Consider the following 14801-nt stretch of genomic DNA (forward strand, 5'->3'; position numbering starts at 1 on the left):
GAAAAAATTTTAAAATGGACCTGCCATTTAAGCTATACCCTCAAGAACCTATCTCTGGTGATAAGCTGATGATAATTTATAACAGAGGCATCTTACTTGATGGACTAAAGAAGGATATTTACCTTCAATTTGGGTTTGGAAGAGATGATTTGATAGAAAAAATTTATGAGTGCAAAATGATCAGAAAAAACTCAGAATATCTAATGGTAATCCCAACTTTGATAAATGGATTTTTATACTTAGCATTTAAAGATAGCTTTGGAAACAAAGATGACAACAACGGCAGTTTCTATAAGGTTCTTATAAAATCAAAGGAATGAGAGGCTTTTCTCTCATTCCTTTTTACACTCTTTGCAGATGCCATAGAATTTTACCATATGATTTATCACCTTAAATCCCTTTTTCTTTTCAATCTGCTCTTCTAAAGCCTCTAAAAGGTCGTCTTCTGCTTCTTCTACCCTACCACATTTGATACAAATCAAATGGTGATGGTTATGCGAATCTTCACTATTTGAAAGTTCAAACCGTGAACATCCATCGTCAAGGTCAATTTTATTGAGCACTTTTAAATCACTTAAAAGCATTATTGTTCTATACACTGTTGCCAGTCCTATTTCTGGCATCTTTTCTTTAACTATCCTATAAATTTCTTCTATACTCAGATGCTTATCTTGATTGTCCAAGATAGAATCAAGAATTATCCTCCTCTGTGTTGTTAGCTTATATCCCTTTTGTTTAAGTTGTTCTTTTATCTCCTCTAATTGATTTTTGCTCATTGATTTTCTCCAACTCCATTTAGTTAAAATTATAACTTCTCTATTTTATGATATACATTTTATTCTCAACCAAACTGACATGTCAATATCTTATAGAGCACTTTTGCTTACAACCTTTACAATTACCTCTGCATTTTAAAGAATCCAAAAGCGAAGAGTTGCATCTTGGACATTTTTTGTTTGTAATGTCAGCTTCATAACCACATACAGGACACTTTGTCTTCATTTTGAAGTTGCACCTCTTTTTCGAGAATTTTTAAACAATCATAATATGTGCTAAAAGTCCTCCCACCAAAATGGCTATTACAGCCGAAGAAACCCAAATAAAAAGTGAATACTTTAGCCCGTTTTCTTTTGTCATCATGGCAAAGGATGTTATACAAGGAACAAACAGAGTAGTTGTTACAAGTGCCACAAACATCTGTCTTTTTGTGGTAGGAATTGTGACAAGCCCTGCTGCACCATAGTCTCGTCTTATAATGCTCAGAATAAACACCTCTGTCATTCTCTTTGGAAGTTTCAAAAAACCTGTAACAATGGGCTGTGCTATATTTTCAATAATTTTAAGAAAACCTGTTGCGTCCAAAAATCCAAGTATAAGTGTTGCCAAAACAAATATAGGCAGTGCTTCAATCAGGAAGTTTTTAGACTTGTAATATGTCTTTTTAATAACGTTTAATATAAGCGGAATTCTTAAAGTAGGAAGGTCTATAAATAGCGATGTTGAGCTGCCTTGTATAACCTTGTTCAATATCCTTCCTACAATCCCAAATATTAATCCAATAATGAGTATATATACAACAAGATACCAAAAACCAAGTCTTGCTATAAGTCCACTTATAATTCCAAGCTGAGCAGAACACGGAATTGCAAGTCCAAGTAAAAACATAGTGATAATCCTCTCTCTTTTTGAGCCCAAAATCCTTGTTGTCATTGTAGCCATTGTGACACATCCAAAACCCAATATAATCGGGATTATAGCTCTGCCATTAAGACCAATTTTGTTAAATACTTTGTCAACAAGTGCTGCAATTCTTGGAAGATACCCACTGTCTTCTAATATACTCATAAAAAGGTGAAAGGCAACCACAAGAGGAAATAGAAGACCTAAAAAAACTACTGGAAACATAGAAAGCAGGCCGTAGTTACCAATTAAAATTTTTTGTATATAGATATTTTTTACAAATGGAGTGAGTAAGCCTTTCACAAATCCAAGATAATACTCACCCATTACCTTATTCATTGTAAAATCAACAACTCTCTGAGCAACAAGCACACCCATAAAGTAGTACATTATATAAAGAGTTGCTGCTAAAACGGGAATACCAGTTATAGGATTTACAAGTATTTCACTTATTCTATTTTTAATTTCAAGCTTTTTTGTGTCAAATCTTACTGCTTTTTCAAATATCTTATCAACATGAGATCTTCTTAAACTGTAAATCTTCTCTTGCAACTCTGAAATCGAAGAGTTAAAGACATTTTCAGCTGTAGTAAGGCCATCTTTAGAAAATTCTATACCTGCCTCCTGTAAAAGTTTTTGAAGCTGTGGTGTAGGATTGCCTTTTCTAAAAAGGTTTTTATCAATCGCCTCTTGGAGCTTTTCTATGCCTTCTGCTTTGGTTGCTGAAGTGACAATTACCTCAACACCTAAGGTCTTTTTTAAGGCATCTATGTCAATCTTCATGTCATTTTTTTTAACCTCATCAAACATGTTTAAAACAACAATTATGTCCTTTTGATAGTCTATGAGCTGTTGGGTTAAAAATAAATCTCTGTCAAGGTGAAGAGCATCAACAACGTTTATCACTTTGTCAACGCTCAGAACAATATCTCTTGTAACTATCTCCTCGTCATTAAAAGAAGAGATGCCATAAACACCGGGGGTGTCAATTACTACATAGTTTTTGTAAAATCCATAGTTTATATCAACTGTTGTTCCAGGAAAATTTGAAACTTCAACATATTTACCAGTGAGTTTGCTAAAAACTACTGACTTTCCAACATTAGGATTACCGACAAGAGCTATGACTTCTTTGTCTTGAGGAAGTTTGAGTAGTTCAAATGACTGGCAGTGACAATGCATTTTCTTTTCAAACCCCTTTCATATCATTGTTCAATCTCTATCTGTTTTGCAAGTTCTCTCCCTATCGCAACCTCTTGATGGTTTTTGCGTAAAATAACAGGCCCATTGTTTATTTTAGCAATGCACTTGACTCTACTTCCTTCATTTATCCCAAATCTCAGTGCATATATCCTTGCATTTTTGCTCTTTATACTCTTTATCACAACTTCCTGCCCTTTTGATACCATGTCCAATGTCATAAATCCTCACCTCTTTTTTTACAATCTTCAATGCTCAAGTTTGTCTTTGAAAACGTGTTGTAATTGATAGTTTATTTTAATTGAGAATTATTCTCAATTAAATGATATCAAATTTTTTCTAACAAGTCAAGCAAAATCTCAGAAGGTTTTCAGAATAAAGCTAAAAATCAAAGCTGTGAAAGAAAAGAGTAATTTTTCTCAATTTTTTAGCCATTTGACGCAAAATTTCGCAAATTTTGACCTTTTTTGACCTTGACAAAGTCTATATTTGTAATTATTTTTATAATTGGAAGAGTATATAATCCTCCTTTAATCAAAAAAAGGGGGGTGAAAAAAAGTGAACAAAACAAGCAGTGAAGTACAAGCCACAGTAGATGCTGTAAAGCTCAAAGACCTGTCAAAGTCTGCACCAGAGCTGTTTGGAGTAAAAACTGGAGTGGATGGCATAGATAAGCTTTTTTACAAGGCTGAATTTTCAAAAGAAACTGGCAAGCCTATGGTAAAACCACTTGGTGGAATTCCCGCGTATTCTGTTATAAACCTAAGTGGTGTTGCTGACACTGGGAAAAGTCTATTTGCTGAGCAGTTTGCTGTTACTCAAGCAAATGAAGGAAATAGCGTTCTTTATATCACAGTCGAAACACCTGCGGAGTTTCTGTACTCTTCACTTCTTTCACGTGCTGCTGCCATGAACATTGACAAGTCAAAAGTTGAAGAAAATGTGTACATGCTTGACATTACCAAAGACTTTAATATCCGCGGTAACATAAATAACTTCATTAAGACAATAGAAAATGCAGCCACAAGATTTAATATAAAAAACGTGGTAATTGACTCTGTTACAGGATTATTTGAATCAAAAGAGATTTACGCAAGAGAAATTGTGAGAACTATCTATAATTTTCTAAAATCAAAGAGACTCACAACCTTGATGATTTCACAAAAGCGAAGCGGACAGGAACATCTCTCTGCTGAGGCTGCAGGCGGATATGCAGTAAGTCATATTGTTGATGGCACAATTGTATTTTCAAAACAAGTTATTATGAACAGGTTTGACAGCAGTACATTCAAAAGACCAATTGGTGATGTTATTCGTCTTTTGAGAGTTGATGGATGTAGAATGTGTGGCCATGATTCAAAAACATATGTATTTGAGATTGAGCAAAACGGACTCATAAAGGTTCTGTACCCGCTCGGATATATAGCAGGCCAGCAAAAAGAAGACAAAGAATAAATAAAGTAAATAAAATATACAAAAAAGGGGTGCAGGCCATGAAAAGGATTGATTTGGTGCAGCAAAATATCGATGAGGTTATAAAACAAATTTTCTCAATTGCTATTGACATCTTGGGTGGACCAAGAAAGCTTGTTGAGTACAAAAGACTTACATGGCTTGCATCACTGATGGAAGCTATTTTTGTCATTTACCTTCACAGTGAAGAAAACCAATCAGCAGACGAGATTGCTGAATTTTTGGGAATTAGCACTCAAACAACAAAAGCAATTTTGCAGAGCAAGCCTGAATATGCAAAGAGCAAGCTTAAAAGTGGTGACAGCGCTGAAAAAACTCATATTGCAGGTGGTATTGCAAAACTTGCATACAAGACATGGAAGGAAAGCCAAAGTGGAAAATAAAAAACGGCTCTATGCAGAGACTGCGTAGAGCCGGAATTTTTTTACACATTCACATTGAACAAATCTGTTGATAAATATCTCTCACCTGTGTCAGGAAGAAGAACAACAATCATCTTCTTCTTATTCTCACTCTTTTTTGCAACCTCAACGGCGCCATAAAGTGCTGCACCTGATGAGATTCCAACCAAAATCCCTTCTTCTCTTGCTAAGTACCTTGACATCTCAAACGCATCATCAGATTTTACTTTTATTATCTGGTCATAAATCTTTGTGTTCAAAACCTTTGGTACAAACCCAGCACCGATTCCTTGTATCTTGTGAGGCCGTGGCATCTCACCTGACAACACTGCAGACTCAAAAGGTTCAACCGCAACAATTTTCACACTTGGTTTTTTCTCTTTTAACACTTCTCCAACACCTGTAATTGTACCACCTGTGCCAACACCTGCAACAAATATGTCAACCTGACCGTTTGTATCATTCCAAATCTCAAGCGCAGTTGTTCTTCTGTGAATTTCTGGGTTTGCTAAATTTTCAAACTGCTGAGGCATAAAAGCGTTAGGAGTTGAGTTGTAAATCTCAAAAGCTTTTTCAATTGCACCTTTCATTCCCTTCTCACCAGGTGTCAAAACAATCTCTGCACCATATGCCCGAAGCAGCTTTCTTCTTTCAATGCTCATTGTCTCTGGCATGGTCAAAATGAGCTTGTAGCCTTTTACAGCGCATACCATTGCAAGAGCAATACCTGTATTGCCACTTGTTGGCTCAATGATCACTGTGTCTTTGTTAATTAGTCCCCTTTTCTCAGCATCCTCAATCATTGCAAGACCTATCCTGTCTTTAACACTTCCGCCAGGATTGAAATACTCTATCTTTGCAATGATTTCTGCATCAAGTTCTTTTGAAAGCTTATTTAGCCTCACAAGCGGTGTCTTTCCAATTAACTCAGTTATATTGTTGTAAATCATTTATATACCCCCAAATCCAATCGAAATAGTCGGTTTTTATTTTATTATATAACTTTCTCATCAATATGTCAAAAAAAATTAAAAAAAGTAGTTTTATTTATTGATTTTGAGACTTTGAAATTTCCTCTCTTACAATCTCTCTTATTCTTTCTTCTGTCAAAACCTCAGACTTTGTTGCAAGATTCATCTTCTTCAATATACTTTCAACCTGTTTTGATATATACTCGTTTAGCTCTTTTTTCTGTTCTTCACCTTTTTCCATTATCTTTTGAATTACCTCTTGTACTTCATTCTTGCTAATCTCACCTTTCTCAGCAAGTTCGTTCACAACCCTTTCTACCTTTTCTTTAGATAGCGCAAATACACCAAGCCCAATGTTGATAACCTTTTCTAAAAGGTCTTTCATTTTTTTACACCTCCATAATTTTATTTTTCTTTTCTTATAATCATCAAAAGCATGACAATAATAAGGCTAATCAATATTAATATACCCAATCTTAAAGCCCATAAATACCAAGTAGATAAAATTGTTTTATATAATGCAGGGGACAAAAGCCCCCCAACTGTCATCCCTGCAATTATTATACTCACAGACAGAAGTATAATCGAAAGTGAAAATTTATTTGCAAGCCTCTCAATTCTCTGCAGTACCTTGTCTAAATTCTTTAGCTCAATGTTTAAGATAAACTCATCATCTTCAAGCTTGTCAAGGATTGTTTCAACTTTTTTGGGCAGAAATTCAAATAGATTAAAATATGAAAATAGCACATTTAGGATATTTGTCAGTCTCAGCTTTGACAATCTACTCTTCAAAATTAGCCTGTTTACATAAGGCAAAATTGCTTCTAAGATGTTCAAATCAACCTTCAAAATTGCTATGCTATTTTCAAGAAGGCTCAGAGTCCTCCCAAGCAAAATAAGTTGCTCAGGAATTTTTAGCTTATACTTAAATGTGAGTTTGAACACGTCATTGAATATCTCCGCAATTTTAATTGAAGCAATAGGCTGGTTGATATAATGATTAACTATATTCTCAACTTCCTTGTAAAACTTGTTGGCATCAACACCCCTGCTAATAATCCCAAGCTCTTTAAACGCCTTTATTGCCATTTTCTTGTCATTTAGAACTATTCCAAGTAACAAAGTTGAAAGGCTTTCTTTGTCTTGGCCACTGAGTCTTCCTATCATACCAAAATCTACAAACGCAATGTCATGGTCATTTGTAATTAGAATATTACCAGGGTGAGGGTCTGCGTGGAATATTCCAAGTTCAAATATTTGTGATAGGTAAAGATTTATAAGCTTTTTCCCAAGCCTTATCCTCTCAATTTGAGGAAGAGAGTCAACATCAATAGCATTTAATGTTTTTGCTTCAATAAAGCTTGTAACCAAAACTTTATCTGATGAAAGTTCATCATAGACATCTGGAATGATAACTTCTTTGTTTGATAGAGCTTTTTTGAGTTTTTTCATATTGCTCTGTTCAAACCTAAAATCAATCTCATGCAAAAGGACATTTGCAAGCTCATTTACAATCTCAGAAAAGCTTATAATACTTTTAACTGGTGAGTACCTGTCTAAAATAGATGCAAGCTTTCTCAATATCTCTATATCAGTTTTTACTTCATTGTCAATATTTGGTCTTCTTACTTTAATGGCCACTTTTTGACCATTTACATATCCGATGTGAACCTGCCCAATTGACGCTGTTGCAATTGGCTCTTTTTCAATGTATTCGAACTTTTCAAGCAAATTTTCCTCTTTTAATACATTTTTTACTTCTTCAAAAGAAAAGGGCTTTACATTTTCTTGTAATTTTTTTAGCTCCACAATAATGTCTTCTGGAACCAAATCTGGTCTGTTTGCAAGAAGCTGGCCCATCTTGATAAATGTTGTGCCAAGCTCCTCTAAAGCGTTTTTTAGTCTTTGGCCTCTGTTTATCCTATTTTCAGAAAATCTTCTAAATCTCACAAGTGGAGTGCTGCTGAACACATACCCAAAGCCATGTTTTATAAACACATTAGTGATATACCTTAACCTATTGATTCTTCTTTTTCTTGCGTTTGCCAACAAACTCACTCCATTAAAATCTTTTCAACCTCTTCGTGTGACTTTGCAGAAATGAGTCTTTCAAAATCTTGCTCATACAAAATCTTTACGTTTAGCTCTTGGGCTTTTGTAAGTTTGCTGCCAGGGTCCTCACCAACAATCACAGCAGTAGTCTTCTTAGAGACACTTTCACTCACTCTTGCACCCAAAGACTCTAAAATCTCTTTTGCTTGGCTTCTTGAGTACTTTGAAAGAGCACCTGTTAGCACAAATGTATATCCTTTTAAAATGTCCGATTTTGCTTTCTTCTCAGCTACAGTATTAACCCCTGCTTTTTTGAGCCTTTCAATTAGGTGCTTAGTTTGATCTTGACGGAAAAAGGTCACAACGCTTTTTGCCATCTTCTCACCAAAGTCAGGAAGTTTAAGAAGTTCTTCTTCAGTAATTGTAAAAAGGTCGTCAATTGAGGATATATGCTCTGCTAATGTCTTTGCAGCCTTTTGTCCAATGTGTCTTATACCCAGGGCAAATATTAGTCTGTCAAGAGGCCGTTTTTTAGATGCTTCTATAGCCTTTAATAAGTTGTTTGTAGATTTGACACCAAATCTCTCAAGGTTTACTAAATCATCAAACTTCAAATCATAAATATCAGCAGGTGTCTTGATTAAACCCCTTTCAAATAGATTTTTTACTATCATCTCGCCCATGCCAGTAATGTCCATTGCATCACGCGATACAAAGTGCAAAATTAACCTATAGCTCTTTGCAGGACACTCAACACCTGTGCATCTGTATGCAACCTCATCTTCAAACTTTATAACATCTGCTCCGCACACAGGACATTTTTTTGGCATCTCAAAAATCCTTTCATTTCCTGTGCGCTTTGAAAACACAACCTCAACAACCTCTGGTATTATTTCCGCAGCTTTTTGAACTATTACTGTGTCACCAATTCTGATATCCTTTTGCCTTATATAGTCCATATTGTGAAGGGTTGCACGTGATACAACCGACCCTGATATTCTAACAGGTTCAAGTACTGCAGTTGGAGTGAGAATCCCTGTGCGACCTACATTTACTTCAATGTCTATAAGCTTTGTCTCTTTTTTCTCTGGCGGGAATTTATAAGCAACTGCCCATCTTGGCGACTTTGCAGTTGAGCCTGCCACATCACGCAGGGCTAATTGATTTAACTTCACAACAGCACCGTCTATCTCAAAAGGAAGCAACCCCCTTTTTTCTTCTACCTTTTTGATTGCCTCATATGCCTCTTTTATGTTGCTACAAACAACATAGTCAGGTGAAACTTTAAATCCTAAATATTTTAGATACCTTAGCGCCTCATCGTGAGTTTTGAGTTCTTTTTCACACCATTGAACATTGAAAACAAATATATCAAGCTTTCTCTGTGCCGTTATTCTGGGGTCAAGCTGGCGAAGCGACCCTGCTGCGGCATTTCGTGGGTTTGCAAAAAGCGGCTCTTCATTTTCTTCTCTTTCTTGATTAAGCTTGATAAACTCGTCTTTCGGCATGAATACCTCGCCACGCACAACTATGTTTATATCATCTTTAAGTTTTAATGGAATTGACCTAATTGTTTTTAGGTTTTCAGTAACATCTTCACCTACATTGCCATCGCCGCGTGTTGCACCTCTTACAAAAAGACCATTCTCATACTCAAGCGCAACAGAAAGCCCGTCAATCTTGTATTCAACAACATAATTGAAATCATCTGTACCAAGAAGTTCTCTCAGTCTCCTGTCAAAGTCATAAAGCTCCCCTTCACTGAACACATTCGAAAGTGACAAAAGCGGTACCCTGTGAACCACCTCTTTAAACCCTTCTTTTACCTTGCCGCCAACCCTTTGTGTAGGTGAGTCAGGGAAGATATATTCTGGATACTGTTTTTCAAGCTCAACAAGCTCCCTGTAGAGCATATCATATTCATAGTCGCTTATCTCTGGATTGTCTTCAACATAGTACTTATAATCGTGATAATTTATAAGGTCAACAAGCTCTCGAATCCTCTTTTTAATAAACTCACTCATACACTTCCCACCCTCTTTTTTGGTTTAATTCTACTTCAGTAAATCTTAGCATAACTTGTATTTACTTGTGATTTGTATATTTTTAATTTATCCTTTTTATCAAATTTGTCAAAGAGCTCAAAAACTATGTCAATAAAAACCTTTTCACTCTCATAATGACCAATCTCAATTGTACTAAGTCCAAGCGACCTTGCTAAAAGTATCCCATGATGCCCTATCTCACCAGAAATGAAACAGTCAGCACCTTTAAAATAAACATCCTTTATAAAATCCTTTCCAGAGCCACTAACAATTGCAATCTTCTTAAACTGATTTTTTATAAGACTCGCTTTTACAAATGAGAGATTAAGTTTTTCTTTCAATTCCTTTATAAGATTTTCAGCTTCAATACTCCTTTGTCCAATAACACCTATACACTCATACGAAATCTCATTTTCAAGCCTGTATATATCATACGCAACCTCCTCATACGGATGGGCTTTTAGCATGGCTTTTATCACATTTTTTAGCTTATCCTCTGGAACAATGCTCTCAAGCCTTACCTCGTCCACCCTCTCAAGCTCACCAATCTTTCCTACAAAAGGATTTGCACCTTCCTGCGGCTTAAAACAACCTTGCCCTTCAACTCCAAAAAAGCAGTGACTATACTTTCCAATAAACCCGGCACCTTCTTGCGCCATGGCTTCTAACACTTTTTCTTTGTATTCTGATGGTACATATACAACAATCTTAAAATACTCTTTTTTTTGTTTTACACTCAAGCCTTCTATATTCTCAAGGTTTAATAGCTTTGCAAGATAAAAATTTATACCATGCTTTGAAACATCTGCATTTGTATGAAAAGATAAAATAGCTATATCACTTTTTATAGCATCTATTATTAATCTTCCCTCAGGTGTGTCATCTTTGATTGATTTTAACCCCTGAAAGATTAAAGGATGATGTGAGATAATGAGTCTCACCCCAAGGTCTTTTGCCTCATTTAAAACATCCTCTGTGACATCAACACAAATCAATATTGAGTCTACCTTTGCTGAAAAACTACCTACCTGAAGCCCTACATTGTCCCAATCATATGAGAGTTTCTTAGGAAAGTAGTTTTCCAAAAACGTTGCAATTTCTTGGATGCTTACCATTCATTTAAAACCTCCTCAATCATCTCTAAGACCTTTTTTTCTTCCGAAAAATCTTTTTTATTTTCTTTCTTCATCTCTGCTATTTTTTTCAGTTTCTCCTTTTTTCTCAAAAGGTATTCTAATGATTCCTTGCTCTTATTGCGAACGTGTCTTCCTACATATACGTCAATCTCCGAATATTCAATATTAAATGACTTTTCTGTTTTCATTATTACGTAGAATCTTTCTTTATCATTTACAACAAATTCCTCTTTTATATCAAATCCATTTTCAAAAAGCCATCTTCTTAAAAGTTCTATATCCTTCATGGGCTGCAAAATGAGCTTTGTGTTTTTAACCTTGTCTTTAGCAGAAGACAAAATATTTGAGATTGTCTCTCCACCCATTCCAGCAATAACAGCTTGGTCAACTGGCTCTCTAATCGGTTCAAATCCGTTTCCCACAAAAAACTCTATTTTATTAAAAACTCCTTCTTTTTTTGAAAGTTCTATTGCTTTTTGAAGAGGTTTTTGATTTATATCAACTGCAAATACCCTCAATGCAAGCCCTCTTTTTATTGCCTCAACAGCAACATAGCCATGGTCACAGCCAATGTCAGCAAGCGTGGTGCACTTTTCTAAAATTTTCAAAATTGCTTCTATTCGCTTTGAGTACACCTGTGCTCTTTCCTTCTTTTCATGTTTTAAAAATTTTTCTAATAACAATTATAGTTTTTGTAAATAATAATATCAAACTTTTGTTAAAAAAGAAGATGACTAAAAAATGAAAAAACTTAAGGATTTTGAAAGCGAAAGAGAAACATTCCAGAATTTTCTTCATGTAAACAAAGGAAGTTTGCAAGATGAACTTACAACCACCATCGAAAAACAAAACCAGTCAATTTTTAAAAAATTAGAAGAAAAAAAGAGGTTGTGATATTTTACACAACCTCTTTGCTCTTCTCTTCACTTTTTATCAAATCTTCAATGTAAAGTCTTGCTAAAAGGTAGCAAATTGTAGACTCTGCACCTTGGTTTTGATTTATTCCATCTTCTTCAATTCCATCTCTACACCCGCCAGTTTTTTCATCGTACAAAGGCTGTTTGTGGACATTTTCGCCCAAAAACCATCTAAACGCTTTTAGTGCTTTTTCTTTGTACTCTTTATCTTCAGTAATCTTATACGCCTCTGTATACGCAAGTACACAGTCACATGCATCTATTGGCTGCTCATCAAAGTATGAACGCTCTTTCCCCTTTTCATACCAGCCTCTGTTACCAATCACACGCAAAATTCCATTTTCAAATAAAATGGTTGTAAGAAAATCAAGTGACTCTTTTGCAACCTTCAAATACCTTTCTTTTTCGGTTACTGCAAATGCTCTAAAAAGTGCATATGGAAGTATGGCATTTGCATATGTGAGCTTGTTAGAAAACCATTTCCAATTTTCATCAGAATGCTTTTTGTAAAGGTTGAGCAGTTTTTCTGAAAGGGCTTCTAAATACATCTTTGCCTCATTTGAAAATTCTTTAATGTCATGCAGCATAGACAGAGCTATGATCGCGTATGCCATACTGATAGGATATTTTAGTTCAAGGACGTTTCTGAGTGATCGCTTTAACATTACATATGAGAGCTCTTTTATGCTGCTGTCAAGCACATCAGAAGAATAGACATAAGAGAGGGCTATCAGTGACCTTGCAAAACAGTCCTCTGTTCCCTTTTCGTCAATAAACACCCTTGAGTAGTTCATAAAGTTTCTGAAATATCCATCGTCGGTATAGCTATTATACAAAAATGCCATGTATCTGTAAACCAAATCTAAATATGCCTTGTCACCTGTCTTTTCAAAAAGCCTGAGTGCAACAATTAAAGCTCGTGCGTTGTCATCTGTTGTATATCCTTCTTTGTAGTTTGGCACAGAGAATTTTGCATGCTGCAAAATACCAGTTGAATCTGTCATTCTAAACAGGTGCTTTGTGTTTAACGAAGGTAGGACAAGGCGTTTCATACCTTTCTTCATGCTATCACCCCAACCTTCTTATTAAGCTGTACTACATCGTAGAATATATCAATCATCCTTTTTGCAACATTGTGCCAGTACATCTCTTTTCCAATCTCCAACGTCTTTTTCTCAATCTCTTTCCTGAGGTTTTCATCCCTCAAGAGGGTTATGATAGCATCTGCAATAGAGTGAGCATCTTCAAATTCAACCAGCATTCCTCTTCCGTCAGAGAGCATCTCTTGTGCGTAAGTGTATGGTGTTGATACTATTGCCTTGCCGCTGCCAATTGCATATGCCAGTGTCCCTGATACCGCCTGCTCCCTCCCTATGTAAGGAGTGAGGTAGATATCGGATAGGCGCAGGTATTCCATTATCTCTCTTTTTGTAAGATACTTGTCAACAAATATCACATTGTTTTCTAATTTTAATTCTCTTACCAAATTTACAAGCTTGTCTCTGTACTCTTCACCTTTGAGCCTCTTTATATTTGGATGTGTCTGACCCAAAATCAAATACACTGTATCCGGAAATTCCCTTCTTACTTTGTCCATAGCTTGTATAGCATACTCCAAACCCTTGCCGGGACTAATTAGTCCAAATGTGCTTATAACCCTTTTCCCACCAAGATTGTATTTTCTTTTTAAGGTTTCTTTATCTTCTAAGTCCATATATGGTACTCCATGGTGAACTATCTCTATCTTCTCCTCTTCAATGTCGTATACATCCGTCAATATCTCTTTTGTTGTCTTTGCCATAGTTATTACCTTGTAGCTTGCATCAGCAAGTTTTTTGAGTATCTCAAATTGTTTTGCTGTTGGATTTTTCAAAACTGTGTGGAATGTTGTAATGATTGGCTTTTTGATAAGCTTTACAAATGGAACTATATAGTCCCCATCCTCCCCACCAAATATACCATACTCATGCTCAATTATAACAACATCAATATCTGACACATTAATTAAATTAGCAGCTTTTACATAATTAGAAAATTTATCTTGATTTATATCATACAAAACTCTATTGTCATAAAGATGTTTGTCCTTGCTAAGTGCAATTACATAACAATGTCTTACATCATTATATTTTTCAATTGCATTTACCAAATCTTGTGTAAATGTGGCAATACCACATTCTCTTGGGGGATAAGTGCTTACAAAAACTGGTTTGATAGACACTTTAATCCCTCCCTTTTCAATAATTTTAATTACTAAAAGGACATAATTATTTTTCCCTATTTATCTTGCACTATACCTTTTTATTCTGCCTTCTGGAAAACCGCGAACGACATGGAGTTTAGACTTTATACCCTGACTTGTTTTACTTTGACCTTCCTTGATTTTCATTATAAATATCTGCGAATTTTTGTCAAATTAATATTAACCTGATTTTTTGTAATTTTTGACCTTTATCAATTATTTAATAAGATTTTTAAGCGTAATTTTAATTATAGCTTTAATTTTCTTCAAAATTCTTATACATGTATATTTGTCTCAATATTACCATTTATTTTTTTATAAATTTCTGTTGACAAAATAATGAAAGTGGGTATAATAAATAAGTGATAGGGGTATATGGTATATGGGGGGTTGAAAAATGGATGAGCTCTATAAAGAAAAAGAAAATCTGCTTTTGAGACTTCGCAAAATTGAAGGACAAATAAAGGGTATTCAGAAGATGATTGAAAATGACAAGTCGTGTAATGAGGTTTTAACTCAAATAGCAGCTGTCAAGGCTGCGCTCAACAAGGTAGGTGCAATTATTCTTGAAAAGTATTCAAAGTCATGTATTGCTGAGTACAAAAACACCGAAAATGAAAAAAGCATTGATGAGCTGATAGAAACCTTACTAAGGTTTATCAAATAAATAAAAATGGGTATATA

Annotated in this window: 17 protein-coding genes; 5 read left to right on the forward strand and 12 right to left on the reverse strand. The window is 35.1% G+C overall.

Going from position 1 to position 14801, the window contains the following annotated elements:
- Window positions 1-14: 14 nt before the first annotated feature.
- On the forward strand, window positions 15-320 hold the full coding sequence (locus ELD05_RS07615; RefSeq protein WP_011917263.1) for a hypothetical protein: 306 nt from the start codon (window positions 15-17) through the stop codon (window positions 318-320).
- Window positions 321-332: 12 nt separating this feature from the next.
- On the opposite strand, the gene ELD05_RS07620 is transcribed toward ELD05_RS07615, so the two are convergent.
- From ELD05_RS07620 to ELD05_RS07630, 4 genes are all read right to left on the reverse strand, one after another.
- Window positions 333-776: a Fur family transcriptional regulator gene (locus ELD05_RS07620; RefSeq protein ID WP_011917262.1), complete on the reverse strand. Its 444-nt coding sequence runs from the start codon at window positions 774-776 to the stop codon at window positions 333-335.
- Window positions 777-858: 82 nt separating this feature from the next.
- Window positions 859-1002: a hypothetical protein gene (locus tag ELD05_RS14010; protein ID WP_164742587.1), complete on the reverse strand. Its 144-nt coding sequence runs from the start codon at window positions 1000-1002 to the stop codon at window positions 859-861.
- A 30-nt stretch (window positions 1003-1032) separates the two neighbouring features.
- On the reverse strand, window positions 1033-2862 hold the full coding sequence (gene feoB / locus ELD05_RS07625) for a ferrous iron transport protein B (RefSeq protein ID WP_127351957.1): 1830 nt from the start codon (window positions 2860-2862) through the stop codon (window positions 1033-1035).
- A 23-nt stretch (window positions 2863-2885) separates the two neighbouring features.
- Window positions 2886-3101, reverse strand: coding sequence for a FeoA family protein (locus tag ELD05_RS07630; protein WP_011917260.1), 216 nt, complete (start codon window positions 3099-3101; stop codon window positions 2886-2888).
- Between the two features lie 337 nt (window positions 3102-3438).
- Here ELD05_RS07630 and ELD05_RS07635 point away from each other — a divergent pair, with 337 nt between their 5' ends.
- Together ELD05_RS07635 and ELD05_RS07640 are read left to right on the forward strand one after the other, a co-directional pair.
- Window positions 3439-4335, forward strand: coding sequence for a KaiC domain-containing protein (locus ELD05_RS07635; RefSeq protein WP_127351958.1), 897 nt, complete (start codon window positions 3439-3441; stop codon window positions 4333-4335).
- Window positions 4336-4373: 38 nt separating this feature from the next.
- Window positions 4374-4736 carry a hypothetical protein gene (locus ELD05_RS07640; protein ID WP_011917258.1) on the forward strand — a complete coding sequence of 121 codons (363 nt, stop codon included), beginning with the start codon at window positions 4374-4376 and terminating at the stop codon, window positions 4734-4736.
- 41 nt (window positions 4737-4777) lie between these two features.
- On the opposite strand, the gene cysK is transcribed toward ELD05_RS07640, so the two are convergent.
- From cysK to ELD05_RS07670, 6 genes are all read right to left on the reverse strand, one after another.
- On the reverse strand, window positions 4778-5704 hold the full coding sequence (cysK, locus tag ELD05_RS07645; protein ID WP_011917257.1) for a cysteine synthase A: 927 nt from the start codon (window positions 5702-5704) through the stop codon (window positions 4778-4780).
- Window positions 5705-5801: 97 nt separating this feature from the next.
- Window positions 5802-6110: a phasin family protein gene (locus ELD05_RS07650; protein WP_011917256.1), complete on the reverse strand. Its 309-nt coding sequence runs from the start codon at window positions 6108-6110 to the stop codon at window positions 5802-5804.
- A gap of 20 nt (window positions 6111-6130) precedes the next feature.
- A complete protein-coding gene (locus tag ELD05_RS07655; protein ID WP_127351959.1) occupies window positions 6131-7774 on the reverse strand; it encodes an ABC1 kinase family protein in 1644 nt (547 codons plus the stop codon).
- 5 nt (window positions 7775-7779) lie between these two features.
- On the reverse strand, window positions 7780-9801 hold the full coding sequence (gene ligA / locus ELD05_RS07660; RefSeq protein WP_127351960.1) for an NAD-dependent DNA ligase LigA: 2022 nt from the start codon (window positions 9799-9801) through the stop codon (window positions 7780-7782).
- Window positions 9802-9836: 35 nt separating this feature from the next.
- Window positions 9837-10937: a Nif3-like dinuclear metal center hexameric protein gene (locus ELD05_RS07665; protein WP_127351961.1), complete on the reverse strand. Its 1101-nt coding sequence runs from the start codon at window positions 10935-10937 to the stop codon at window positions 9837-9839.
- The gene (locus ELD05_RS07670; RefSeq protein ID WP_127351962.1) at window positions 10931-11593 is read right to left on the reverse strand and encodes a tRNA (adenine(22)-N(1))-methyltransferase; all 663 of its coding nucleotides are present in this window, start codon (window positions 11591-11593) and stop codon (window positions 10931-10933) included. Before ELD05_RS07670 ends, ELD05_RS07665 begins: the two co-directional genes overlap by 7 nt.
- Window positions 11594-11699: 106 nt before the next feature.
- Here ELD05_RS07670 and ELD05_RS14015 point away from each other — a divergent pair, with 106 nt between their 5' ends.
- Window positions 11700-11852: a hypothetical protein gene (locus ELD05_RS14015; protein WP_164742588.1), complete on the forward strand. Its 153-nt coding sequence runs from the start codon at window positions 11700-11702 to the stop codon at window positions 11850-11852.
- Between the two features lie 4 nt (window positions 11853-11856).
- Here the strand turns inward: ELD05_RS14015 and ELD05_RS07675 are convergent, their stop codons facing one another.
- Both ELD05_RS07675 and ELD05_RS07680 read right to left on the reverse strand, forming a co-directional pair.
- A complete protein-coding gene (locus ELD05_RS07675; RefSeq protein ID WP_127351963.1) occupies window positions 11857-12939 on the reverse strand; it encodes a glycoside hydrolase family 88 protein in 1083 nt (360 codons plus the stop codon).
- The gene (locus ELD05_RS07680; RefSeq protein ID WP_039766408.1) at window positions 12936-14096 is read right to left on the reverse strand and encodes a glycosyltransferase family 4 protein; all 1161 of its coding nucleotides are present in this window, start codon (window positions 14094-14096) and stop codon (window positions 12936-12938) included. The genes ELD05_RS07675 and ELD05_RS07680 overlap by 4 nt, the downstream gene beginning before the upstream one ends.
- Before the next feature lie 418 nt (window positions 14097-14514).
- On the opposite strand from ELD05_RS07680, the gene ELD05_RS07685 reads away from it, so the two are divergent.
- Window positions 14515-14784 carry a metal-sensitive transcriptional regulator gene (locus ELD05_RS07685; protein ID WP_011917249.1) on the forward strand — a complete coding sequence of 90 codons (270 nt, stop codon included), beginning with the start codon at window positions 14515-14517 and terminating at the stop codon, window positions 14782-14784.
- Window positions 14785-14801 lie beyond the last annotated feature (17 nt).

The organism is Caldicellulosiruptor changbaiensis, assembly GCF_003999255.1.
Taxonomy (GTDB): Bacteria; Bacillota; Thermoanaerobacteria; order Caldicellulosiruptorales; family Caldicellulosiruptoraceae; genus Caldicellulosiruptor; species Caldicellulosiruptor changbaiensis.